Here is a 21373-nt window from a genome sequence, read left to right on the forward strand (position 1 = left end):
TACGTTATTTTTATAGACAGAAGTAGGTTTGGAAGGGGGTTATGGAAATTGTTGTCTTCAAGAACGAATACGGTGTCCTCACATGCAGCAGGAACGGGCAATGCCATTTCAGGGCTGTTCAAGCTGCTGAGACCGAAACAGTGGACCAAAAACTTGCTGTTATTCGCTGCGTTATTATTTTCCTTTGAGGAAATACGGACCGAAACCATTCTATCGACTTTGCTTGGTTTTATTTTATTTAGCCTCGTTGCTGGCTGCGTTTATATTTTAAATGATTATGTGGATCGGGACAGGGACCGGCAGCATCCGGTGAAGCAGTTCCGACCGATTGCCTCTGGACAGGTCCAACCTGCCCATGCTCTGCTGTTTGGCGTTATCCTGTTGATTCTGTCCGTGGGAATTGCTTTTATGATGAACCCGCTTTTTGGTGGACTATGCATTGTATATTTCCTGTTGAACGTATCTTACTCTTTTGTGCTTAAACATCTCGTTATTGTGGACATGATGACTATCGCAGCAGGATTCGTCCTTCGTGCCATAGCGGGCGGCGTATTGATTCATGTCCCCTTTACACCCTGGTTCCTGATCTGCACCATGCTGCTGTCCCTATTTCTGGCGATTGGCAAGCGGAGAAACGAGCTTACCCTGCTCGAGGGTAATACCGGTTCGCATCGTAAGGTGCTGGATAACTACTCCGTCACATTGCTGGATCAATTTAATACCATCGTGACGACAGCAACGATTATTAGCTACTCTTTGTTCACCTTCACCTCTGACCGGACCATTCACCTGATGTGGACCATTCCGCTGGTGATCTACGGCATGTTCCGATATTTGTATCTCATTCATATGAAAAACCAGGGAGGTTCACCGGATCGTGTTTTGTTTGAGGACAAGCCTATATTGGTTACCGTAATTCTGTACGTAGTTAGTGTTGTCGCGATATTTGCGATTTTTGAATGAAAAACATTTCGATTAAAGGTTTGAGGGGGATCAGGGTGAGAAGCAGTAAAATTGCTATTTTTGATATTGATAAAACGATTATACGCAGAGATTCCATGTTTCAGTTCGTGCATTATGGTGTTCGCCGTTACCCTGGGCAGGTATGGAGACTTCCGCTTATTGCCTTTCATACCGCGATGTTCAAGGCAGGCCTAATGAGTGTGGAACAAGTCAAGCGTTCGTACTTTAAGAGTATTGAGCGCATGACCGAGGAAGATCTGGAGCATTTTTTTGATACTCGATTGCGTACCGCCATTTTTGCTGAAGCCAGTGTGGAAATGCAGCACCGCAAGGAAGCCGGTTATCATGTGTTGCTGGTGACTGCGTCTCCGCATGCTTATATGAAATATTTTAAAAACTTTCCTTGGGTAGACCATGTCATTGGAACCGAACTCGTGCGCCATCAGAATGGATACACCTGTACGATCGAGGGCGTTAACTGCAAAGGTGAAGAGAAGGTGCGCCGGATACAGGCTTATCTGCAGGAGAGAAACATGGTCATTGATTACGAACAGTCCTGCTCTTACTCTGATTCTCTGTCCGATCTGCCGGTGATGGAGCTTGTGGCACAGCGCTATTTTATTAACAGAAGGGTTCCGGATATGGAGGCATTATCGTGGGGGAAATAAAGGGACGTCATACGGGCAAGGGGTTAATGCTTGTCTCCGCTTTCCTCACGGCCACCGGACAGTTGTTCTGGAAATGGGGGCTGACGGAGTGGATTTATCTGGGCATCGGATTTGTGTGCTATGGGCTGGGAGCCGTCTTGATGATTAAGGCTTTTGCTCTGGAAAAGTTATCCGTTGCTTATCCGTTGATGTGTGCAAGCTATGTTTTTGCGCTCATTTACGGTCACTTTCTGCTGGGAGAAGAGCTGACGATACAGAAGCTTGCAGCCGTTGTGCTGCTCGGAATCGGGGTGACATTAACCAGTGTTGACCGATAGCTGGATGTGGTTTGTACTGATTGTAATGACATTGTGCGGGGCAATGGGTGGTGCTGGCTTGAAAGCCTACGCGACAAGTCGCAAAAAGCTGCATGTCCTCATGGGTCTTGCTTTTTATGGTATCGGTGCGCTTCTGAACATTGTGCTGCTCAAATTCCTTCCCTTAACAGTGGTCCTGCCTGCCAATGCGCTGACGTATGTCTGGACACTGTTCATTGCAAAATTTGCATTCAGGGAGAAGGTGGGTCCACTCCGCTGGCTGGGTGTCATTTGCATTATGGGAGGTTTATGTTTCTTGGTTTGGTAAGACGGATAAGAAGTGCACAGAGAATTTTGAAAATGACATATTGGATGTGAATGCATGAAATTTCTGGACTACATATTTTATGATCGCAAAACGAATTGGACTGCACTATGCCTGTTCGCGGGCTTTACTCTTTTTTATGCTCTGATGAATGCCCCTTATGTTGTGTACATTGCGGATCAGGCGCAGGTTCTTGGTGCATATACACCATTTAATACGCAACAATTTCCACTGAATTTATTTAATTTCGATCCGTCCATGTACTATGGTGCAAACAGCTCTTCGGTAATTCATCCGTTAATATCCTTTCTTGTCGTTACACTCGGAGCAGTATCACAATTGCTGGGAGGGAACTGGTTCTTTCTCATTCTGCAATCCCTGATCAATGCCGGATCCGTAGTGCTGGTTTTTATTTTTCTCAATCAAAAGGATAGACAAATCATAACACCACTGCTCTTCGCGGCGCTATTTGGATGTAGTTCATACCTGATGTTCACGGCACTGATTCCGGATTCCTATCCGTATGTGCAGTTTTTTATCCTATGGTCTGTTCTTTATATGCAATATACACGTGAACGGGATGACGTGCGCTATGTGCCGAATGCCCTGCTTGCGACTGTCAATTTTGGGCTGACGTCAACGAACATTGTACCTTTGGCTGCTGCTATGTTTTTCAATTGGCGTACCTGGCGCAAGGCTTCCACATGGAAAAAGTATATTGGAATCATGGCACTGGCGGTTGCCTTCATAATCGTATTAACAGGCATTCAGTATGTCGCTTTCGGGGGAAGAAGTTGGGTTAGCAATTGGTTGCTCGGAATCCAGAACGGAGGGACGAGCTATGCTACACCTTTCCAGTTTGCGGCTCATTGGAAGGCACTGACTCTGCTGACGATTAATCCGATGCTCTCTCCCAGAGTTCATTTGCTGGATCCGGGGCTGGTTGCTTTTGTAACGGATCTGTCACGCTCCAACCCGATTCATGTTCAGCTTGTCGGTATCTTTATATTGCTGCTGGCGCTGATCGGGTTCATCAAGGGGATCCGTGAACGGGAAGTGTGGACTCTTGCACCTTATATTTTGTTTGCATTTCTGCTGCATATCGTAGTTGGTTTCGGACTGGCTGTGTTCCAATACGATATGTACCTGTATGCTGGTCACTATCTGTTTGCCTTTTTCCTGCTGGGTGGAGGATGGGTGATTGGACTTCGTCAGGGGATCGGCAAAAAAATAATTCTCGGCCTAGTCTTCATAAGTGTACTAGTGATGGCAGCGAACAATATCTACCGTCATGTAGAGACACTGACCACGATCAAACAGTCATACGAGCAATTGGAGCAGACGCATCCTGTGAATTGATGTGAAATAATCGTTATCATAAAAGAGAGACAAGCCATGTGGAGAAACGATATCCATTCGGCTTGTCTCTTTTCCTGATCCATGTTTGGGAGTAAGCAAGAACCCTCTGCAGCTTTTTGCAGAGGGTTCTTTCATAGGAATCAGGCTATGATTTTGGTCTTCTTCGCATTCTCGGCTGAACGTTTCGTGAGGCTGCTAAGAGGACGTTTCAGCACCAAAGCCAGGATTAGGCTAAGGGCAATGAATATACAGAGCCATAAAATATCCTTGAGTGCTGTCGACCACAAAATGCCACCGACCGATTCACGAAGAAGGCTTATCGCATACGTGAAGGGCATGAACGGGTTCAAGGCCTGGAAGAAGGGAGAAGTCATGCTGATCGGAAACGTTCCGCCCGAACTTGAGAACTGAAACACCATGAAGATAATCGCAATTCCCTTTCCGATGTTTCCGAATACAGATAACAGGGTGTAAGTGATGGTGACAAACACAGCACTTACCAACATGGCAAACAGGACAAACCATAGTTTATCTGCGACATATGTCCCGAGAAACAGCATATCTCCCACAGTCACGCACACAGCCTGGAGCAACCCTATAGTCAGAAACGTACCCAAGCGTCCAAGGTACAATTGGTACCTGCGAAACTTGCCGTCCGGATTTTCTGCCTCAGCCCGAAGCAGGGAAATGAGGAGTGTGGAGCCGACCCACAGGGACAATACGCCATAAAATGGTGACATGGCTGATCCGTAATTGGGGATCGGATACAATTGATTTTCCTTGATCTGAACCGGACTGGCAAGAAAGGCACTCTCTTCCTCGATATCCCCGCGCAGCAGCTTGGCAAGTTCGGCAAACTGATTATTGCCTTCCACCTCTCTAAGTTTATCTGCCGCCTTGCGGATTGCATTTTCCAGAGCAGGCAGGTCCTCACGCACAAGTGTTGCAACGCGGTGCACGCCTTGTTCAACCTCAGGCAATTGATGTTGTACAAAGTCGGACGCCTTGCCAATCTGCTTCTCTGCCTGGGGCAGATCGTTGCGAACAAAATCCGCTGCCTCATTCAGCTTGGCTCCTACTTTGGGCAGGTCATTCTGAATGAGGGGTGCTACCGTGTTCAGTGCCTGAATAAAAGCCTCACTTTTGTTCTGGAGTGTCTGTGAGATTTCATGAATCTTGTTCTGCATTTGGGGCAGATCGCTTTGAATTTTCCTCAATTCTGTCTGTCCAAAAGTAATTCCTTCCTTAGTAGCTGACAGGATGTCCGCAATATCCGGTATCCGATCCCGGGCACCTTGTATAGTATCTGCTGATGCAGAGAGAATAGATCTTAGTTTGTCTGCTCCGGTAGTAAGGGCGGGTGCTATTTCCGTATCATATGATTCGAGGATCCGGTTCACTCCGCTGTTGATTTCCTCCGATAATGAATTAAGCTGAGCAATAATATCGGCTGGTGGAGTGGTATTGCGCCGTAATGCATCGCTGATGATACCTGCAAGCTTCATCTGGAGTTGAAGCTTGTCCGAGAGGGTGTTCAATCGCGTGATTTTATCGGCTAACGGATGGCCTGGAAGCAATTGGTCCATTTTGCCCAATAGATCAGCCATACTGTCAACTAATTTTACGGCAACTGAAAGTCTAGCAGCTATGCTGTCCAGTTCGTCTGCTGTTGGGAGTACGCTAAGGTCTGTATTCTGCAGCCGTCCAAACAGATCTGAGCCAGCATTCGCGATCTGCTGTACCAGCAATGCATTTTGCCGGATTACCGGTCCAATGGTCTGAAATGCTTCTTCACTCGCATCCACGAAACGATTCATGCCTTCTGCCAGTTCGACTCCGTTTTGCGTAATGCCTGAGACCGTGTCAAGTTCATCTTGAGCAGCGGTTACGATAGTAAGAGCCTTGTCCGTTTTGGTTAAAGCTGTATCGATGACACCCGACACTTCACCAAAATGTTCATCCACTTCTTGAATACGTTCGACTGCTTTTCGAATATCCGGAATTCGCTCCTGTATGGCCAGTACCTCGGATGAGGCATCCATAATTTGCGGCCAATATTCCTGGACCTTAAGTATATACTGTGCTGCTTCGTTAATTTCGGGCAGTCGTTTCTCGATTTCTACAATTTTTTGAGCTTCTTTTACGATTTCTGGCATGGCTTTTTCCACTTCCAGCACTTTATGTCCCGCAGACTGTATGGCAGGAAGATTCTTTTCCAGTGTAAAGATTCCATTCTCCATCTTGCGCAGGGTAGGTAGCTGAGCATCAATCTCCACACCAGCTTCTTTTAATTTGGTTAATACCGCCTCGCTGACCGCTTCGGTAAAACTTTCGTTAATTTGCGTTGTAATGGAAGAGACGCCTGAGCCCGTGATTTTGGGAGCAATGGCATTAACCTTCTCATTGACCGTGTACACAACTTCAGGACGTTCCAGTTTTCCATCGACAATACCCGTAATTTTGGATGAAAAGTCACTTGGGATAAGCAGGCTTGCATAATACTCGCCTGTCTGTACCCCTCGGCTTGCCTCAGCCTGATCTACAAATGTCCAACCCAGCTTATTATTTTGCTTCAGGCTGGACACTAATTCGTCTCCTATATTAACCGTTGTTCCGGCAACCGTTGCACCCTGATCTTCCGTTGTTACCGCGATTTTAATTCCTTGTGTGTTGCTGTATGGATCCCACACCGATTTGACGTTGACCCAGTCATACACCCCAGGCAGTAAAATAATGGCTGCAATTAAGAATATGCCTGTAGGTACTTTTAAGATGTGAAGCCAGTCTGTTTTGTAAATCTGCCATATGTTACGCATGATGTCCTCCTAATCCAAGATCGAAATTACAGATTTTATATCATTCCCATCTCAGGAAGATACAAATCTTTATGTATATCGGTTCCTATCAACGGAATGTGAACGGGTTCGCGTTATAAGTGTTTACCCTTTTCATGTGTGAATAATCGATCTTTCTGTAGGGGGCTATAAATAGAAGGGTTATATTGGATCCATTCAAGTTTCAAATACCTATGGATAAATATACAGAAATATTGTATAATTATGAGTAATGAATGAAATGTGATGTGCATGGATGTTTTTCAGCCGACCTGTTGATTCTAAGTGGAATACAGCAGGGAGTTTCGCCTGCTAAGGTGAGGTGTTGACAGGGGGTTGTCTTTCTGTCATAATTCATGAAGACGAACGGACATATTGATCAACAGCGCCCTGTGAGGCACTGCAATGTGTTCGACATGAATAGCACCTTTAAATCAGTCCCGTGAGACTGGCAAGGTAACGTGAACGATACATCGTTTTTTGCTGCGGCAATATAACGGTGCATCCCGAGAGTAAACTTTCTTCAGAGCGGTCTGAAGTTCGGAGACTCCTTGCCAATAAACACGGCAAGGAGTCTTTTTTGTTCTCCTGTCACGGGGCCATGATCTGGAGGGAAATCCTGAGGAGGCTGAACGCATGAGCACAGAAACACATGTCATTATGGATGAAACGGCGATCCGCCGCGCATTAACACGGATTGCCCATGAGATTTTGGAAAAAAACAAAGGGATCGACGGTTGTGTGCTGGTCGGTATCCGTACGCGGGGCGTTTATCTTGCAGAACGGATCGCCGCCAAGATTGAAGAAATCGAAGGCGCCAAAGTCCCCTGGGGAGAACTGGATGTAACTCCTTATCGCGATGATCGCTTGGATGAGAACAAAGCAAATCGCAAGGAACTGTTGACGATGACACCTGAATCACTTTCGATTCATGACAAAAAAGTGATTTTGTTCGATGATGTGCTCTATACCGGACGAACCATCCGTGCAGCGATGGATGCCCTGATGGACTGTGGAAGACCGCAAAACATTCAGCTGGCAGTACTCGCGGACCGCGGGCACCGGGAACTTCCAATCCGACCTGATTTTATCGGCAAAAATGTGCCGACTTCCAAATCGGAGGAGATTGAAGTAGCACTGATGGAAACGGACGGACAGGACGAAGTCAAAATCATTCAGAACCGGGGGGAGCAGGCATGATGATTACACAGACAGCATTGAAGGACCGGAGCTTGCTCGGACTGAAGGAACTTAGTCGCAGTGAGATTGAAGCGATTCTTAACAGAGCAGCCCACTGGGATGCTCAGACGGATAAGTTGGTACCTGTACTTGAATCACGCTTTGTTGCCAACATGTTCTTCGAGAACAGCACCCGTACTCGCTTCTCTTTCGAAATGGCTGAAAAACGACTGGGTGCACAAGTGCTGAACTTCACGGCAGCTGCTTCAAGTGTAGAGAAGGGCGAGTCCATCTATGATACGGTACGAACACTTGAATCCATGGGAATTGATGCCGGAGTCATCCGGCTGAAACCGGCAGGTGTTCTGCAGCAGCTGGCTCAGAAGGTGAATGTTCCACTGGTAAATGCGGGAGACGGGAATAACGAACACCCAACCCAGGCACTGTTGGATTTGTACACCATGCGAAAAGCTTTCGGTGAACTGAAAGGTTTGCGTGTATCGATCATTGGAGACATCATGCACAGCCGGGTTGCACGCTCGAACTTGTGGGCACTGCAAAAGTTCGGAGCAGATGTACGCTTCTGTGCTCCGCAAACGATGCAAGCACCGGAACTGGCAGAGCACGCTCCTTATGTAGGTCTGGATGAAGCACTGGATGCAGATGTAGTCATGATGCTGCGGGTTCAACTTGAACGCCACAAGCATGGTCTCATTACCTCGGCTGAGGATTATCGCGAACACTACGGATTGACGGAAGAACGGGCGGCACGGCTGAATCCAAACACCATTATCATGCATCCTGCTCCGGTTAACCGGAACGTTGAAATTGACGACGCGGTTGTAGAGAGTACAGCATCGCGGATTTTCCCGCAGATGGCGAACGGTGTTCCGATTCGCATGGCGGTTATGGAACGCGCTTTAAAGCTGTAACAGGGTCTGGCTATGGTTCATAGGCTGACAGGGCGGACTTCTATAGAACGGTAAAGTACACGATAAATCCAAATCATTCGGATTCTCTGGGAATCCGGGTTAGAACCGAAGCGGAGGGCAATTATGCTACAGATGATTAAGAACGCAAATGTGTTGAATGCACAAGGGGAACTCGAACGGAAAACGATCATTATAAATGAAGGCAAGATACAGAAGATCGTCAGTGTGGAAGATGAAGCCGTCCTAAAAGCAGAACCATCTGCGCATAGCGTTACGGATGCTTCAGGCAAATTGGTGATTCCCGGCTTGATCGACATGCACGTCCATCTGCGTGAACCTGGATTCGAACATAAAGAGACGATCGAGACAGGTGCCAGGTCAGCGGCCCAAGGCGGTTTTACAACAATCGCCTGCATGCCGAACACAAGACCGGTAACAGATAGTCCGGGTGTAGTAAAGCTGGTTCTGGATAAAGCGAGAGAAGCTGATTTGGTAAAAGTTCTGCCGTATGCAGCCATTACGAAAAATGAGCTTGGTCGTGAACTTACCGATTTTGCCGCTTTGAAAGAAGCAGGCGCCATCGGTTTTACGGATGACGGCGTAGGCGTGCAGAACGCACAGATGATGAAAGACGCCATGAGCCTCGCGGCAAGCATGGATATGCCAGTCATCGCTCACTGTGAAGACGACTCACTGGTTGTAGGTGGATATGTCACTGAAGGAGAATTCTCCAAGCGCCATGGGATCAAAGGCATTCCAAATGAATCCGAAGCGATTCACGTTGGCCGTGATATCCTGCTTGCCGAAGCAACAGGAGTCCACTATCATGTCTGCCACGTAAGTACGGAACAATCGGTTCGCCTGATTCGATTGGCAAAATCGATTGGCATTAAGGTTACGGCTGAGGTGTGTCCGCATCATCTGGTTCTGTCCGATGAGGACATTCCGGGCATGGATGCCAACTGGAAAATGAATCCGCCACTTCGCTCACCGCGTGATGTGCAGGCTTGCATCGAAGGCTTGCTGGACGGAACGCTGGACATGATCGTTACCGATCATGCACCGCACAGTGAAGAGGAGAAAGCCAAAGGCATGGAACTGGCTCCATTCGGAATCGTTGGATTCGAGACAGCCTTCCCACTGCTGTACACCAAATTTGTAGAAACAGGACTTTGGAGCTTGGACTTCCTGGTTAAACGCATGACTGCTGATCCGGCACGGGTATTCCGACTGGATACAGGCAAGATGGAAGAGGGAGCACCAGCGGATCTGACCATGATTGATTTGAATCAGGAACAGGCGGTCGACCCTGCAGCGTTTGCTACCAAAGGAAGAAACACACCATTTACGGGCTGGAAGCTGAAAGGCTGGCCGGTACAGACTTGGGTGGATGGCAAAAGCGTGTGGAATAATACGGTACAACAGTAAATCGGTATATAAATGAATCATTAACTCTTTACTTCAATAAATCTTACAACTAACTCGAGGCCGATCATGCCGAGAGTGTAAACATACGAAACAAGCAACGTTGATGTCATGCTTTTGAACTTGGGCGCTACAGTAGCTTACGAAGTGGACAGAAAAGACCCGAAGAAGCGAAGCGTTCGCCTTTATCCCCGGATTACATCCATTTAGAAAATGGATAAAGAGTAATCTGGGGATAACAGCGATCGAAGGGCTTTCTGTCCACGAAGTCACCGCTACCGTGACACGCATCCCATGTTCAACGAAATGCATTCAAGTTGATAAACACAGAGGAGTGAAATGGGATGCAGGCACAGGCAAGATTATTGTTGGAAGACGGCACACTGTTCACCGGAAAAGCATTCGGTGCTGAAGGTGAAACAACGGGTGAGGTCGTTTTTAATACGGGAATTACAGGCTATCAAGAGGTGCTTTCGGATCCTTCTTATTGCGGTCAAATCGTAACCATGACGTATCCGCTGATCGGTAACTACGGCATTACGCGTGACGATTTCGAGTCCATTCGTCCATTCGTGCATGGTTTCGTAGTGCGCCGTCATGAAACGGTACCAAGCAACTGGCGCGCTGAATACAGCCTGGATGATCTGCTGAAAGAGTACGGCATCGTAGGCATCAGCGAAATTGATACACGCATGTTGACTCGCCGGATCCGTCATCACGGCACAATGAAGGGAATTCTCACAACAGGATCGAAGCCTGTGGAAGAGCTGCTGGAGATGATGGGAGACACCAGCATCGCTGAGCTGCGCAACCAGGTACCTCTGACGTCCACGCAGCATGTGTACAACAGCCCGGGAACAGCTGAACGTATCGTTCTCGTAGACTATGGTGCAAAAACAGGAATTCTGCGTGAACTGAGCAAGCGCAACTGCGACGTTGTCGTGGTCCCGCATGATGTAACAGCAGACGAGATTCGCCGTCTGAACCCGGATGGCATCCAGCTGTCCAACGGTCCTGGGGATCCAAAGGACGTGCCACATGCCGTAAAAATGATCAGTGAGCTGCTTGGCGAGTATCCAATCTTCGGTATCTGCCTCGGTCATCAACTCTTTGCACTCGCAGCAGGCGCGGATACCGAGAAGCTGAAGTTTGGACACCGCGGCGGTAATCACCCGGTCAAAGAACTCGAGAGCGGACGCTGCTTCATCACATCCCAGAACCACGGTTATACAGTTAACGAAGACTCAGTGAAGAACACTGATTTGGAAGTTACACACATTAATAACAATGACAAGACCATTGAAGGTCTGAAACATAAAACATTCCCGGCGTTTTCGGTACAGTATCACCCGGAAGCAGCGCCAGGTCCTTATGATAACAGCTATCTGTTCGACCGTTTCATCGAAATGATCCGTGAGCATAAAATCACTAACCCGCAAAAGCCGCGTCAAGCCGTATTGGCAGCCGCAGTGAAAGGAGCACAATAACATGCCGATTAACAAAGATCTCAAAAAAATCCTGGTGATTGGTTCCGGTCCAATCGTCATCGGTCAAGCGGCCGAGTTCGACTATGCCGGCACACAGGCTTGCCAGGCACTGAAAGAAGAAGGCGTGGAAGTTGTGCTCATTAACAGCAACCCGGCAACCATCATGACCGATACCAACATGGCTGACAAAGTGTACATCGAGCCGATTACACTCGACTTCGTCACTCAGATCATTCGTCAGGAACGCCCAGACGGATTGCTGCCTACGCTTGGCGGTCAAACCGGATTGAACATGGCCGTGGAACTGGCTCGTGCCGGTGTCCTGGAACGTGAAAATGTGAAACTGCTCGGAACACAGCTGACGTCCATCGAAAAGGCGGAAGACCGTGACCTGTTCCGTGACCTGATGCGTGAACTGGAGCAGCCTGTACCTGAGAGTGTTATTGTAACGACACTTGAAGAATCCCTTGATTTTGCGGCTGAGATTGGCTATCCGATTATCGTCCGTCCAGCTTATACGCTTGGCGGAACAGGTGGCGGGATCTGTGCGAATGAAGAGGAGCTGCGCGAGACTGTGGCCGCAGGAATTCGTTACAGCCCGATTGGGCAATGTTTGGTCGAGAAGAGCATTGCAGGCATGAAAGAAGTCGAGTACGAAGTCATGCGTGACAAGAACGATAACTGTATCGTAGTCTGCAACATGGAAAACTTTGACCCGGTAGGCGTTCACACAGGTGATAGTATCGTTGTGGCACCAAGCCAGACGCTGTCTGATCGTGAATATCAAATGCTGCGTTCAGCATCCCTTAAAATCATTCGTGCCCTTAACATTGAAGGTGGATGTAACGTACAGTTCGCCCTAGATCCACACAGCTTCCAGTATTATGTTATCGAAGTGAATCCGCGGGTAAGCCGTTCATCGGCACTGGCTTCCAAAGCAACCGGTTATCCGATTGCGAAGATGGCTGCCAAAATCGCCATGGGTTACACGCTGGATGAGATCGTTAACCCGGTAACTGGCCAAACCTATGCCTGCTTTGAGCCGACACTGGATTATATCGTGAGCAAAATTCCTCGCTGGCCGTTCGACAAGTTCACTTCGGCGAACCGCAAGCTGGGTACACAGATGAAAGCAACAGGCGAGGTTATGGCCATCGGCCGTACATTTGAGGAGTCGATTCATAAAGCAGTTCGCTCCCTGGAGATCGGTGTGCATCGTCTCTACTTGAAGGATGCCGAAACGCTGGATGAAGCTACGCTGAACGAACGTCTGGTGAAAGCGGATGATGAGCGGATGTTCCTGATTGCCGAGGCATTCCGCAGAGGATATACATTGCAGCAGCTTCAGGATCTGACGAAGATTGACTGGTGGTTCCTGGACAAAATTGAAGGTCTGATTGGCTTCGAAGACCGCATCCGCGAGGAATCCGAGCTGTCATCCGAAACGCTGTATCAAGCGAAACGCCTTGGATTCACGGACCGTGCCATTGCTGAGCTGCGCGCTCAAGGTCAACCTGGAAGCACTTTGACAACGGAAGCAGAGGTTAGAGCTCGCCGCGAACAGGAAAACCTTCGCCCGGTATACAAAATGGTTGATACATGTGCAGCCGAGTTCGAAGCAACAACGCCATACTACTACTCGACGTACGAAACGGAGAATGAAGTTATTCCTTCGGATAAGAAAAAGGTCGTAGTGCTGGGTTCGGGACCGATCCGGATCGGTCAAGGGATCGAGTTCGACTACTCAACCGTACACGCGGTATGGGCCTTGCAAAAGGCGGGCTACGAAGCGGTTATTATTAACAACAACCCTGAAACGGTATCCACGGACTTCAATACATCGGATCGTCTGTACTTCGAGCCTCTGTTCTTCGAAGATGTCATGAACGTGATTGAGCAGGAACAGCCGGTAGGAGTTATCGTACAGTTCGGTGGTCAAACGGCGATCAACCTGGCAGCACCACTGCGTAATGCAGGTGTAACGATACTCGGAACGGATCTGGAGAGCATCGATGAGGCAGAGGATCGCAAGAAATTCGAACGTCTTCTGTCCCGTTTGGAAATTGCACAGCCAAAAGGTAAAACAGTCATATCCGTAGATGATGCGGTAGAGACAGCGCAAAGCCTGGGTTACCCAGTGCTGGTTCGTCCTTCCTACGTACTTGGCGGTCGCGCGATGGAGATTGTTTACTCTGATGCCGAATTGCTGACATATATGGAACAGGCGGTTAAAATCAATCCCGAGCATCCGGTGCTGATTGACCGTTACATGCTGGGTAAAGAGGTTGAGGTGGACGCCATCTGTGATGGTGAGACGGTACTGGTTCCAGGTATCATGGAACATATCGAACGCGCAGGGGTGCACTCCGGTGACTCCATCGCGGTTTATCCGCCGCAGCACCTGTCCGAGGATTTGAAAGAAAAAATCGTCGACATCACGATTAAGATTGCAAAAGAACTGAAAACGATTGGTCTGGTCAACATCCAATTCGTCATCCATAATGGCCAAGTGTATGTCATTGAGGTGAACCCGCGTTCATCCCGTACAGTACCTTTCCTGAGCAAAGTAACCAACATTCCGATGGCAAACCTGGCAACACAGGCAATCCTGGGTGTGAAGCTGAAAGATCTCGGTTACGTTGACGGTCTGTGGCCTGAGTCGGATCATGTATCGGTGAAAGTTCCGGTCTTCTCCTTCGCGAAGCTGCGTCGTGTGGAACCAACCCTTGGACCTGAGATGAAATCCACAGGTGAGGTTATGGGTCGTGACCCGAATTACGCCAAAGCGTTGTTCAAAGGTCTCATCGGAGCAGGAATGAAAATTCCGGCAACCGGAGCGATTGTAGTTACTGTGGCAGATAAAGATAAGGACGAAGCTGTACCACTGCTCGAAGGTTTCTACAGACTGGGCTACAAAATCATGGCTACCGGAGGAACGGCGGCTGCGCTTGAAGCAGCAAACATTCCGGTAACGACTGTGAACAAGTTGAGCGAAGGTTCGCCGAACATTCTGGACATGATTCGCAGCGGTGAAGCGAACTTTGTCTTCAACACACTGACCAAAGGCAAAACACCGCAGCGTGACGGATTCCGAATTCGTCGTGAAGCGGTAGAGAACGGCATTGTATGTATGACTTCCCTGGATACGATTCGTGCCCTGCTGATCATGCTGCAAACGATCAACTTCTCTTCGGAGGCAATGCCAGTCTTTGTAAAATAAAAAGGTACTGATGAAGGACATCAGTCAGCCTGCGGGCTGGCGGGATGTCCTTTATATCGGGCAAAAACGGAAAAAACAAGCATGTGGAAGGAGCGGACTGGATGAATCACCCTAATTTCAATGAAATGGCTGGACGTTTGATGGTCGCACTCGACTATCCTGATGCGGAGCAGGCGCAGGCGCTGGTACAGGCACTCGAAGGTATTCCGTGTTATCTGAAAGTGGGAATGCAGCTGTTCTACGCAGCGGGTCCGGACTTTATCCGGGAGCTGAAAGCGAGAGGGTACTCGGTATTCCTCGATGTCAAGATGCACGATATCCCCAATACCGTTCGCGGTGGTGCCGAAAGTATAACCCGACTTGGCGTAGAAATGTTCAACGTACATGCAGCAGGTGGTACGAGCATGATGCGTGCTGCACGTGAAGGAGCGGAAGCAGCTCTGGCTGCAGATCCTTCTCTAAGCAGGCCGGAGATCATCGCGGTCACCCAGCTTACCAGTACAAGTCAGGAAATGATGAACAACGAGATCGGCATCGAGGGAAGTGTGGAAGCGGCAGTGGTTCGTTATGCTGGATTAGCTCACGAGGCAGGTCTGGATGGGGTTGTGGCTTCTCCACTGGAGGTTCCGGCAATCCGGGCAGCCTGCGGCAGTGATTTTCACACCGTTACTCCGGGAATCCGGCCGGCAGGCAGTGGTCTTGGTGACCAGACACGTGTGCTCACGCCGGGTGAAGCCATCGCCAGAGGCAGCCATTACATTGTTGTAGGCAGACCGATTACAGGCGCGCCCAATCCACGTGAAGCAGCAGAAACCATTTTGAAGGAGATGTTGAACGCATGATCGCACTGAACGAGATTCCTAATCATATTGCATCCCAACTTCTGAAGATTAACGCCGTGGCCCTGCGCCCGCAGCAGCCTTTTACCTGGACGTCAGGGATCAAGTCACCGATTTATTGTGACAACCGTCTGACGATGTCCTATCCAGAGATCCGCAACGACATTGCCGAAGCGTTCGCAGCAATCATTCGTGAACAGTACCCGGATGCAGAAGTGATTGCAGGTACAGCAACCGCAGGGATTCCGCATGCAGCCTGGGTGGCGCAGAAGCTGGATCTGCCAATGGCCTACATTCGTGACAAAGCCAAAGGGCACGGTAAGGAAAACCTGATTGAAGGCATCATTACCGAAGGTCAAAAAGTGGTTGTTATTGAGGACTTGATCTCTACGGGAGGCAGCTCAATCAAAGCCGCAGAAGCGGTACGTGCAGCAGGGGCAATACCTCTCGCCGTGCTGGCGATTTTCAGCTATCAGCTGGATAAAGGGGTAAAGGCATTTGAAGAAGCTGGCATTCAGCTGCAAACCCTCTCCAACTATACGGCCCTAATGGACGTAGCATTGGCTCAGGGAACCATTCAGGAGAGTGATTTTGAACTGCTCAAATCCTGGCGTGAAGATCCTTCTTCATTTGGTAAATAATATCATCTGCTGTTCGACTTTTGAACTGTATCAAAATTGTAACGATTGGCGCTATAGAAGCAAATTCATTGAATTAGCAACAAGCATCCCGCACTTTGGGGTGCTTTTTTCGTTTGTTCATCAAAATATTAACTTTTTCCCGGCTACGTTGTAAAAAGCTTGTAACTTTTAGTTGGGATGGGTCGTTTATAATGCAGTGTAGTATGGAATAGATTTCTAATTTTAGTACCCTTAATGAAATGAACGGGATGTTAAGAAAGGATGAGCGTGATTGCTGGCATGAAGAAATTATTTTCCGGTATCAAATCTGCCAAAAGCCAGTCAGGCGGGGATCGTGCAAAAGGGCACACGGAACAGCAGAACACGGCCGGGCAGGAAGCCTTGGCATACATAAGTGACCCCGATAGTTCTTCCATCGACTCGCAATCGATAAGTGATGGAATTAGCCAGGATGAGGTAGCCGTTGCCACTGCCGAACCCGAAGTGAAGTCCCAGCCGAAAGCGAAAGCCAGCTTGCTGCCTCCGTATGATGGACCTGTACTGGAAGTTCGTAATGTACATCGGAGCTTTCAGACAGGCAGCCGGATTATCCATGTACTCAAGGGCATCGACATGGAAGTCAACCCGCAGCAGCTGGTTATGCTGAAAGGGCGATCTGGCTCGGGCAAAACCACACTGCTCAATATGCTTGGCGGGCTGGATCAACCTTCCAGTGGGGACATATTGTTTTCCGGACAGCCTTTGCAGGATTGGGGTGACCGGAAACGGACCGCTCTGCGTCGCAAGGAAATCGGATTTATTTTTCAGGCATATGCATTGATGCCCTTGCTGTCAGCTTGGGAAAATGTCGAGCTGTCATTGCGAATGGCGGATGTGCCTCGCTCGGAATGGAAGGACCGGGTAGGCCATTGTCTGGATCTGGTCGGATTGACCAAACGGGTGAAGCACCGGCCGTTCGAGATGTCCGGGGGGGAGCAGCAGCGGGTCGCGATAGCCAAGGCCATTGCGCATAGACCCAGATTGCTGCTTGCGGATGAACCGACAGCCGAGCTGGATTCCAAGATGGGGGCACAGGTGATGTCCGTATTTCGCAATATTATTGAAGTAGAACAAGTGACCATATGTATGACTACACACGATCCTACGATTTTGGAGGTTGCGGACCATGTTTATGAAATGGCGGACGGCAGATTTATTAAGTAAAGAGGCCGCTCCGAAAAAGGGGAAACGTGCAGCATTGATTGTACTTGGTGCAATCGTGGCTGCAACGATGTCAGGCTGCTCTCTGCTGCCTGCAGAAACAGAGGAAGAAGTACTTCCGCCGATCACGCCGCCTACGATTTCCAAAAAGCCGGAATATGAAGTCCGGACAGAAACGCTGGAAAAAAAGGTTAGCGGCAGCGGAAAAATGATGAGTCAACGGGAAGAAAAGGTGTATTTCACACTCGACGGCATGCATATCAAAGAACTGAACGTGAAACCGGGGGATAAAGTGAAGAAAGGCCAGCTCCTCGCAGAGCTCGATGTGGAGAGTGTAGAGAAGGAAATTCGGGCCAAGAAGCTGCAGATTCGCAAATCGGAAGTACAAATGAAGGAAACGCTTCGTAAACGAGATGAGATGGATCCGGTGGAGTTTGAGGAAGCCACCATTGCATTTGAAGAACTGCGCCAGGAACTGGCTGATCTGGAGGAGCAGCTGGGCAAAGCGACACTGACCGCTCCGTTCGGAGGAACGATTATTGCAGTCCAGGTAGAGAAAGGGGCAGCGGTCAAAGCCTATGATCCGATTGCAACGATCGCGGATACGTCGAATCTGGTAGTCGCAGCTACATTTGCCAAGGAAGATCTGGAGAAATTCTCTGCCGGCATGAAGGCGGATGTGGATATTAATGGAGCAGGCAAGGTATCCGGCAGAGTTAAAGTGATGCCTGTTGCCGAGGCGACTGGAAATGGAAGCGGAAACGGTGGAGGTACAGGCGAAGGTGGCACCCCACCGGTCAAAGAGACGCTCGACCAGTATGTCATCGTCTCCCTGACGAAAATGCCCAAGGGTGTAGAACGCGGAACCCCTCTAACGGTATCCATTGTAACCCAGCGTACGGAGGATGCCATTGTCATTCCTGTATCAGCACTGCGCTCCATCGGTTCAAGAACATACGTGCAGGTCGTTGAAAGTGATGGTAGCAAGCGCGAAGTGGACGTTGAAGTGGGTCAGCAGACCTCTACGGATGTTGAAATCCTGAAAGGTCTGACTGTTGGACAGAAAGTAGTGGGCCGCTAATGGGGCTGCCATTGCTCAGACTGTTGTTCCGGAAAATGTGGAACACCCGTTGGATGACATTCAGCACACTGATCGGACTGATTGTGGCGGTTGCATTCACCGTCAGTATTCCGATGTATGCCGACGGTGCACTGAAACGGGTGGTGGCACAGACCCTGCAGGATAACAGTGAGGGGCTGCCTGCAGGTTCGTTGCTTATGAGTTATCAGGCTCCGGGCGGGGTTAAGACCGACACGCGCGGGCTCGATGAGGTGGATCGTTATATCCGTGAGGATGTACCCCGCGATATCGGTTTTCCGTTTCATACGTATGTGAATTCCAGATCCATTCGGAGTACCGAGGTGAATCCGGAGGATCCCACCAAGGTGGATGCCAGTCGGGTTCGGAGCATGACGCTCGGAACGATGAGCGGGCTGGATGCACAGGTGAATTATACTGCCGGCGTGAAGCCGGGTAATCAGGTCAAGGATGACATTATTGAAGCGGTTATGCTGGAGGAAGGCATGTACCGGAACGATCTGCATGTCGGCGATATTCTGGAATATCCGGTGTACAGCGGGCTTGATATTACGTTGCGTGTCAAAATTACGGGTTCCTTCAAGGCAGACGATCTGAACAGTCCTTATTGGGTTCAGGGATTTGACGGCATGATGAATGGACTTTATGTGGATGAGTCTGTGTTCAATGATGTGCTGCTGAAGGAAAAAGGGATTCCGCTTCAGAATTCGCGCTGGTATTATGCGTTCGATCTGAAGGAAATCCAAACCAGCCAGCTGCCGGGTCTGACTTCCATGCTGGAACGTTTGGATATCGATCTGTACCAGCGGCTTAAGGATACGAAGGTGGATATCACCTTCGGCGATCTGCTGAAGCAATTCCGCAGTCAGAGTCTGCAATTGCAGACGATGCTGTTCACACTGGCAGCACCGATGATTGCGATGGTCTTTTATTTTATCGCCATGAATGCCAGGCAGTCCCTGCAGAAGCAGGAAAGTGACATAGCGGTATTGCGAAGTCGCGGAGCTTCAGCACGGCAAATTTTCTCCTTATACCTGCTGGAGGGTATCTTTCTGGGAGCAATTGCGCTGGTGATCGGTCCGATGCTTGGTTGGTTTATGGCCAAAAGCATCGGGTCAGCCAGTGGGTTCCTGTCCTTCGTGGATCGCAAATCGATCCCGATCGGTGTATCCAAAGAAGCGATCCTGCTGGGGCTTATCGCCGTGCTCGTTGCAATCATTGCTTCACTTATTCCGGCAATAACCTATGCACGAGCGACGATTGTTTCGGCCAAGCGACGTCAGGCGCGTACCGATCGTGCTCCCGTATGGCAGCGCTGGTTCCTGGATATCCTGCTGCTGGGTCTTGCAGGATACGGGTACTATCTGTTCTATGAACGTCAGATGCTGACGTTCCAGACGGGCATGACGACAGATCAGCTGCAGGTACAGCCGTTTCTATTCTTTGTACCTGCACTAGCCATCTTTGCTTTGGGGCTGTTCTTCCTGCGGTTATTCCCGTGGATTCTGAAGCTCATTCAGTGGATTGGACGCAAATTCCTGCCGGTTCCGCTGTACTTAACCCTGACGCAGCTGTCGCGGTCATCATCGTCTTACTACCCGTTGATGATCCTGCTTGTTTTGACACTCGGGCTTGGCGTGTACAACTCGGCTGCAGCTCGGACGATTGATCTGAACTCCACTGAGCGCACGTTATACCGATATGGTTCCGATGTTATTATGCAAACGGTATGGGAAGGAACACCTGAGGTAAAGCCTGGCGGTTCCGGTCAGAACGGTGGTTCAGGCGGAGGTCAGCAAGGTAGCGGAAACGGTGGCGGAGGTTCTGGTGGCGGTGGGGCTGCCGGAGGCGGCAATGGCGGTGGAGGTGCTCCAGGTGGGGGCGGTGGAAATGCACAACCATCCAAAGTCATTTACTCGGAACCTCCATTTGAAGTATTCCGCAGCCTGGACGGTGTGGAACATGCAGCGAGAGTGCTGCAGACAAAAGGGAATATCATTGTATCCGGCAAATCTGGCGGCCAGGGCATGCTGGTCGGGATTGATAATGTGGATTTTGCTCAGGTGGCGTGGTTCCGTAATGACCTGTTCCCGGCACATCCATATAAGTATCTTGACTTGTTAGGCAAGTATGAAGGGGCAGTGTTGATCTCATCCAAATTTGCGGATAAGTTCAAGCTCAAAACAGGGGATCTGATCTCTATCGGTGTTCAGGGCCAGGCGATTGAATTCGTGGTCTTTGGTATCATTCCGTACTGGCCTGCACAGTATCCAGATCAGACACCATTCTTCGTGGCCAATCTGGACTATATCTATGACCAGGTGCCGCTGATCCCTTATGAGGTCTGGCTGAAAATGGAACCTGACGCGAAGGTGGCTCCATTGATGGAGAAACTGGCAGCAGAGGGCATTGAGCTGTCCTCCGTACGCGATGTGCGTACAGAATTGGTATCCCAAGGCAAACATCCGTCCCGCGGCGGTGTGTTCGGGATCCTGAGCCTGGGCTTCCTGGTCTCGGTTATCATATCCCTGATTGGATACATTCTGTATTGGTTCTTTAACCTGTCAGGACGTGTCGTACAGTTCGGTGTATTGAGAGCCATGGGACTGTCACGTGCACAGCTAAGCGGAATGCTGCTCCTGGAGCAAGTGTTCACGGCAGGTCTTTCCATTCTGCTCGGGATCGGAATTGGTCAGGTATCCAGTCGTCTGTTCCTGCCTTTCCTTCAAACGACAGATAATGTATCTGCGCAGGTACCTCCGTTCCGGATTGTATTCGAAGAACAAGACATGCTGCAGCTGTACGGCGTGACCCTGGTCATGCTGATTGTTGGAGCAACAATGCTGCTGTGGCAGATTCGCAGATTGCGGGTTCACCAGGCGGTCAAAATGGGAGAGGAGAGGTAA

General features: G+C 49.4%; 16 protein-coding genes. 15 read left to right on the forward strand and 1 reads right to left on the reverse strand.

Translation table 11 applies throughout. The features are described from left to right. Positions 1-48: 48 nt before the first annotated feature. From ABGV42_RS24425 to ABGV42_RS24445, 5 genes are read left to right on the forward strand one after another with little or no spacing between them, the layout of a single operon-like run. On the forward strand, positions 49-963 hold the full coding sequence (locus tag ABGV42_RS24425) for a decaprenyl-phosphate phosphoribosyltransferase (RefSeq protein ID WP_431523676.1): 915 nt from the start codon (positions 49-51) through the stop codon (positions 961-963). 35 nt (positions 964-998) lie between these two features. Next, a complete protein-coding gene (locus ABGV42_RS24430) occupies positions 999-1631 on the forward strand; it encodes an HAD family hydrolase (protein WP_347384066.1) in 633 nt (210 codons plus the stop codon). Positions 1632-1657: 26 nt separating this feature from the next. Continuing rightward, positions 1658-1948, forward strand: a complete 291-nt coding sequence (locus ABGV42_RS24435; RefSeq protein WP_347384487.1) for an EamA family transporter — start codon at positions 1658-1660, stop codon at positions 1946-1948. Continuing rightward, positions 1935-2255: an EamA family transporter gene (locus ABGV42_RS24440; protein ID WP_347384067.1), complete on the forward strand. Its 321-nt coding sequence runs from the start codon at positions 1935-1937 to the stop codon at positions 2253-2255. The genes ABGV42_RS24435 and ABGV42_RS24440 overlap by 14 nt, the downstream gene beginning before the upstream one ends. A 54-nt stretch (positions 2256-2309) precedes the next feature. Continuing rightward, positions 2310-3611, forward strand: coding sequence for a DUF6080 domain-containing protein (locus tag ABGV42_RS24445; protein WP_347384068.1), 1302 nt, complete (start codon positions 2310-2312; stop codon positions 3609-3611). 140 nt (positions 3612-3751) lie between these two features. Here ABGV42_RS24445 and ABGV42_RS24450 read toward each other — a convergent pair whose 3' ends face one another. Continuing rightward, positions 3752-6427 (reverse strand): YhgE/Pip domain-containing protein, encoded by a 2676-nt coding sequence (locus tag ABGV42_RS24450; RefSeq protein WP_347384069.1) that lies wholly within the window; start codon positions 6425-6427, stop codon positions 3752-3754. A gap of 654 nt (positions 6428-7081) precedes the next feature. Here ABGV42_RS24450 and pyrR point away from each other — a divergent pair. The 10 genes from pyrR to ABGV42_RS24500 all read left to right on the forward strand — a co-directional run bounded on the left by pyrR (position 7082) and on the right by ABGV42_RS24500 (position 21373). Further along, complete coding sequence (pyrR, locus tag ABGV42_RS24455; protein WP_095290017.1) at positions 7082-7645, forward strand: bifunctional pyr operon transcriptional regulator/uracil phosphoribosyltransferase PyrR; 564 nt, start codon at positions 7082-7084, stop codon at positions 7643-7645. After that, the gene (locus tag ABGV42_RS24460) at positions 7645-8556 is read left to right on the forward strand and encodes an aspartate carbamoyltransferase catalytic subunit (RefSeq protein ID WP_431523691.1); all 912 of its coding nucleotides are present in this window, start codon (positions 7645-7647) and stop codon (positions 8554-8556) included. Before pyrR ends, ABGV42_RS24460 begins: the two co-directional genes overlap by 1 nt. 123 nt (positions 8557-8679) lie before the next feature. Further along, positions 8680-9984, forward strand: a complete 1305-nt coding sequence (locus ABGV42_RS24465) for a dihydroorotase (protein WP_347384071.1) — start codon at positions 8680-8682, stop codon at positions 9982-9984. 341 nt (positions 9985-10325) lie between these two features. Then, positions 10326-11468, forward strand: coding sequence for a glutamine-hydrolyzing carbamoyl-phosphate synthase small subunit (gene carA, locus ABGV42_RS24470; RefSeq protein ID WP_347384072.1), 1143 nt, complete (start codon positions 10326-10328; stop codon positions 11466-11468). 1 nt (position 11469) lies between these two features. After that, a complete protein-coding gene (carB, locus tag ABGV42_RS24475; RefSeq protein WP_347384073.1) occupies positions 11470-14688 on the forward strand; it encodes a carbamoyl-phosphate synthase large subunit in 3219 nt (1072 codons plus the stop codon). A gap of 101 nt (positions 14689-14789) precedes the next feature. Continuing rightward, entirely contained in the window at positions 14790-15530 is a 741-nt protein-coding gene (gene pyrF / locus ABGV42_RS24480) for an orotidine-5'-phosphate decarboxylase (protein WP_347384074.1), read from the forward strand. Then, complete coding sequence (gene pyrE / locus ABGV42_RS24485; protein WP_347384075.1) at positions 15527-16168, forward strand: orotate phosphoribosyltransferase; 642 nt, start codon at positions 15527-15529, stop codon at positions 16166-16168. The genes pyrF and pyrE overlap by 4 nt, the downstream gene beginning before the upstream one ends. A 261-nt stretch (positions 16169-16429) precedes the next feature. Continuing rightward, the gene (locus ABGV42_RS24490) at positions 16430-17371 is read left to right on the forward strand and encodes an ABC transporter ATP-binding protein (RefSeq protein ID WP_347384076.1); all 942 of its coding nucleotides are present in this window, start codon (positions 16430-16432) and stop codon (positions 17369-17371) included. Beyond that, entirely contained in the window at positions 17334-18449 is a 1116-nt protein-coding gene (locus ABGV42_RS24495; protein ID WP_347384077.1) for an efflux RND transporter periplasmic adaptor subunit, read from the forward strand. The genes ABGV42_RS24490 and ABGV42_RS24495 overlap by 38 nt, the downstream gene beginning before the upstream one ends. Then, the gene (locus ABGV42_RS24500) at positions 18449-21373 is read left to right on the forward strand and encodes an ABC transporter permease (protein WP_347384078.1); all 2925 of its coding nucleotides are present in this window, start codon (positions 18449-18451) and stop codon (positions 21371-21373) included. The genes ABGV42_RS24495 and ABGV42_RS24500 overlap by 1 nt, the downstream gene beginning before the upstream one ends.

Origin of the sequence: Paenibacillus pabuli (assembly GCF_039831995.1) — a bacterium.
Classification (GTDB): domain Bacteria; phylum Bacillota; class Bacilli; order Paenibacillales; family Paenibacillaceae; genus Paenibacillus; species Paenibacillus pabuli_C.

What these genes read in the sequence shown, in the direction of transcription:
- ABGV42_RS24435 (WP_347384487.1), top strand. Translation starts at nt 1,658, where the DNA reads ATGCTTGTCTCCGCTTTCCTCACGGCCACCGGACAGTTGTTCTGGAAA.
- ABGV42_RS24445 (WP_347384068.1), top strand. Translation starts at nt 2,310, where the DNA reads ATGAAATTTCTGGACTACATATTTTATGATCGCAAAACGAATTGGACT.
- ABGV42_RS24450 (WP_347384069.1), bottom strand. Translation starts at nt 6,427, where the DNA reads ATGCGTAACATATGGCAGATTTACAAAACAGACTGGCTTCACATCTTA.
- pyrR (WP_095290017.1), top strand. Translation starts at nt 7,082, where the DNA reads ATGAGCACAGAAACACATGTCATTATGGATGAAACGGCGATCCGCCGC.
- ABGV42_RS24460 (WP_431523691.1), top strand. Translation starts at nt 7,645, where the DNA reads ATGATTACACAGACAGCATTGAAGGACCGGAGCTTGCTCGGACTGAAG.
- ABGV42_RS24465 (WP_347384071.1), top strand. Translation starts at nt 8,680, where the DNA reads ATGCTACAGATGATTAAGAACGCAAATGTGTTGAATGCACAAGGGGAA.
- carA (WP_347384072.1), top strand. Translation starts at nt 10,326, where the DNA reads ATGCAGGCACAGGCAAGATTATTGTTGGAAGACGGCACACTGTTCACC.
- carB (WP_347384073.1), top strand. Translation starts at nt 11,470, where the DNA reads ATGCCGATTAACAAAGATCTCAAAAAAATCCTGGTGATTGGTTCCGGT.
- pyrF (WP_347384074.1), top strand. Translation starts at nt 14,790, where the DNA reads ATGAATCACCCTAATTTCAATGAAATGGCTGGACGTTTGATGGTCGCA.
- pyrE (WP_347384075.1), top strand. Translation starts at nt 15,527, where the DNA reads ATGATCGCACTGAACGAGATTCCTAATCATATTGCATCCCAACTTCTG.
- ABGV42_RS24490 (WP_347384076.1), top strand. Translation starts at nt 16,430, where the DNA reads ATGAGCGTGATTGCTGGCATGAAGAAATTATTTTCCGGTATCAAATCT.
- ABGV42_RS24495 (WP_347384077.1), top strand. Translation starts at nt 17,334, where the DNA reads ATGTTTATGAAATGGCGGACGGCAGATTTATTAAGTAAAGAGGCCGCT.
- ABGV42_RS24500 (WP_347384078.1), top strand. Translation starts at nt 18,449, where the DNA reads ATGGGGCTGCCATTGCTCAGACTGTTGTTCCGGAAAATGTGGAACACC.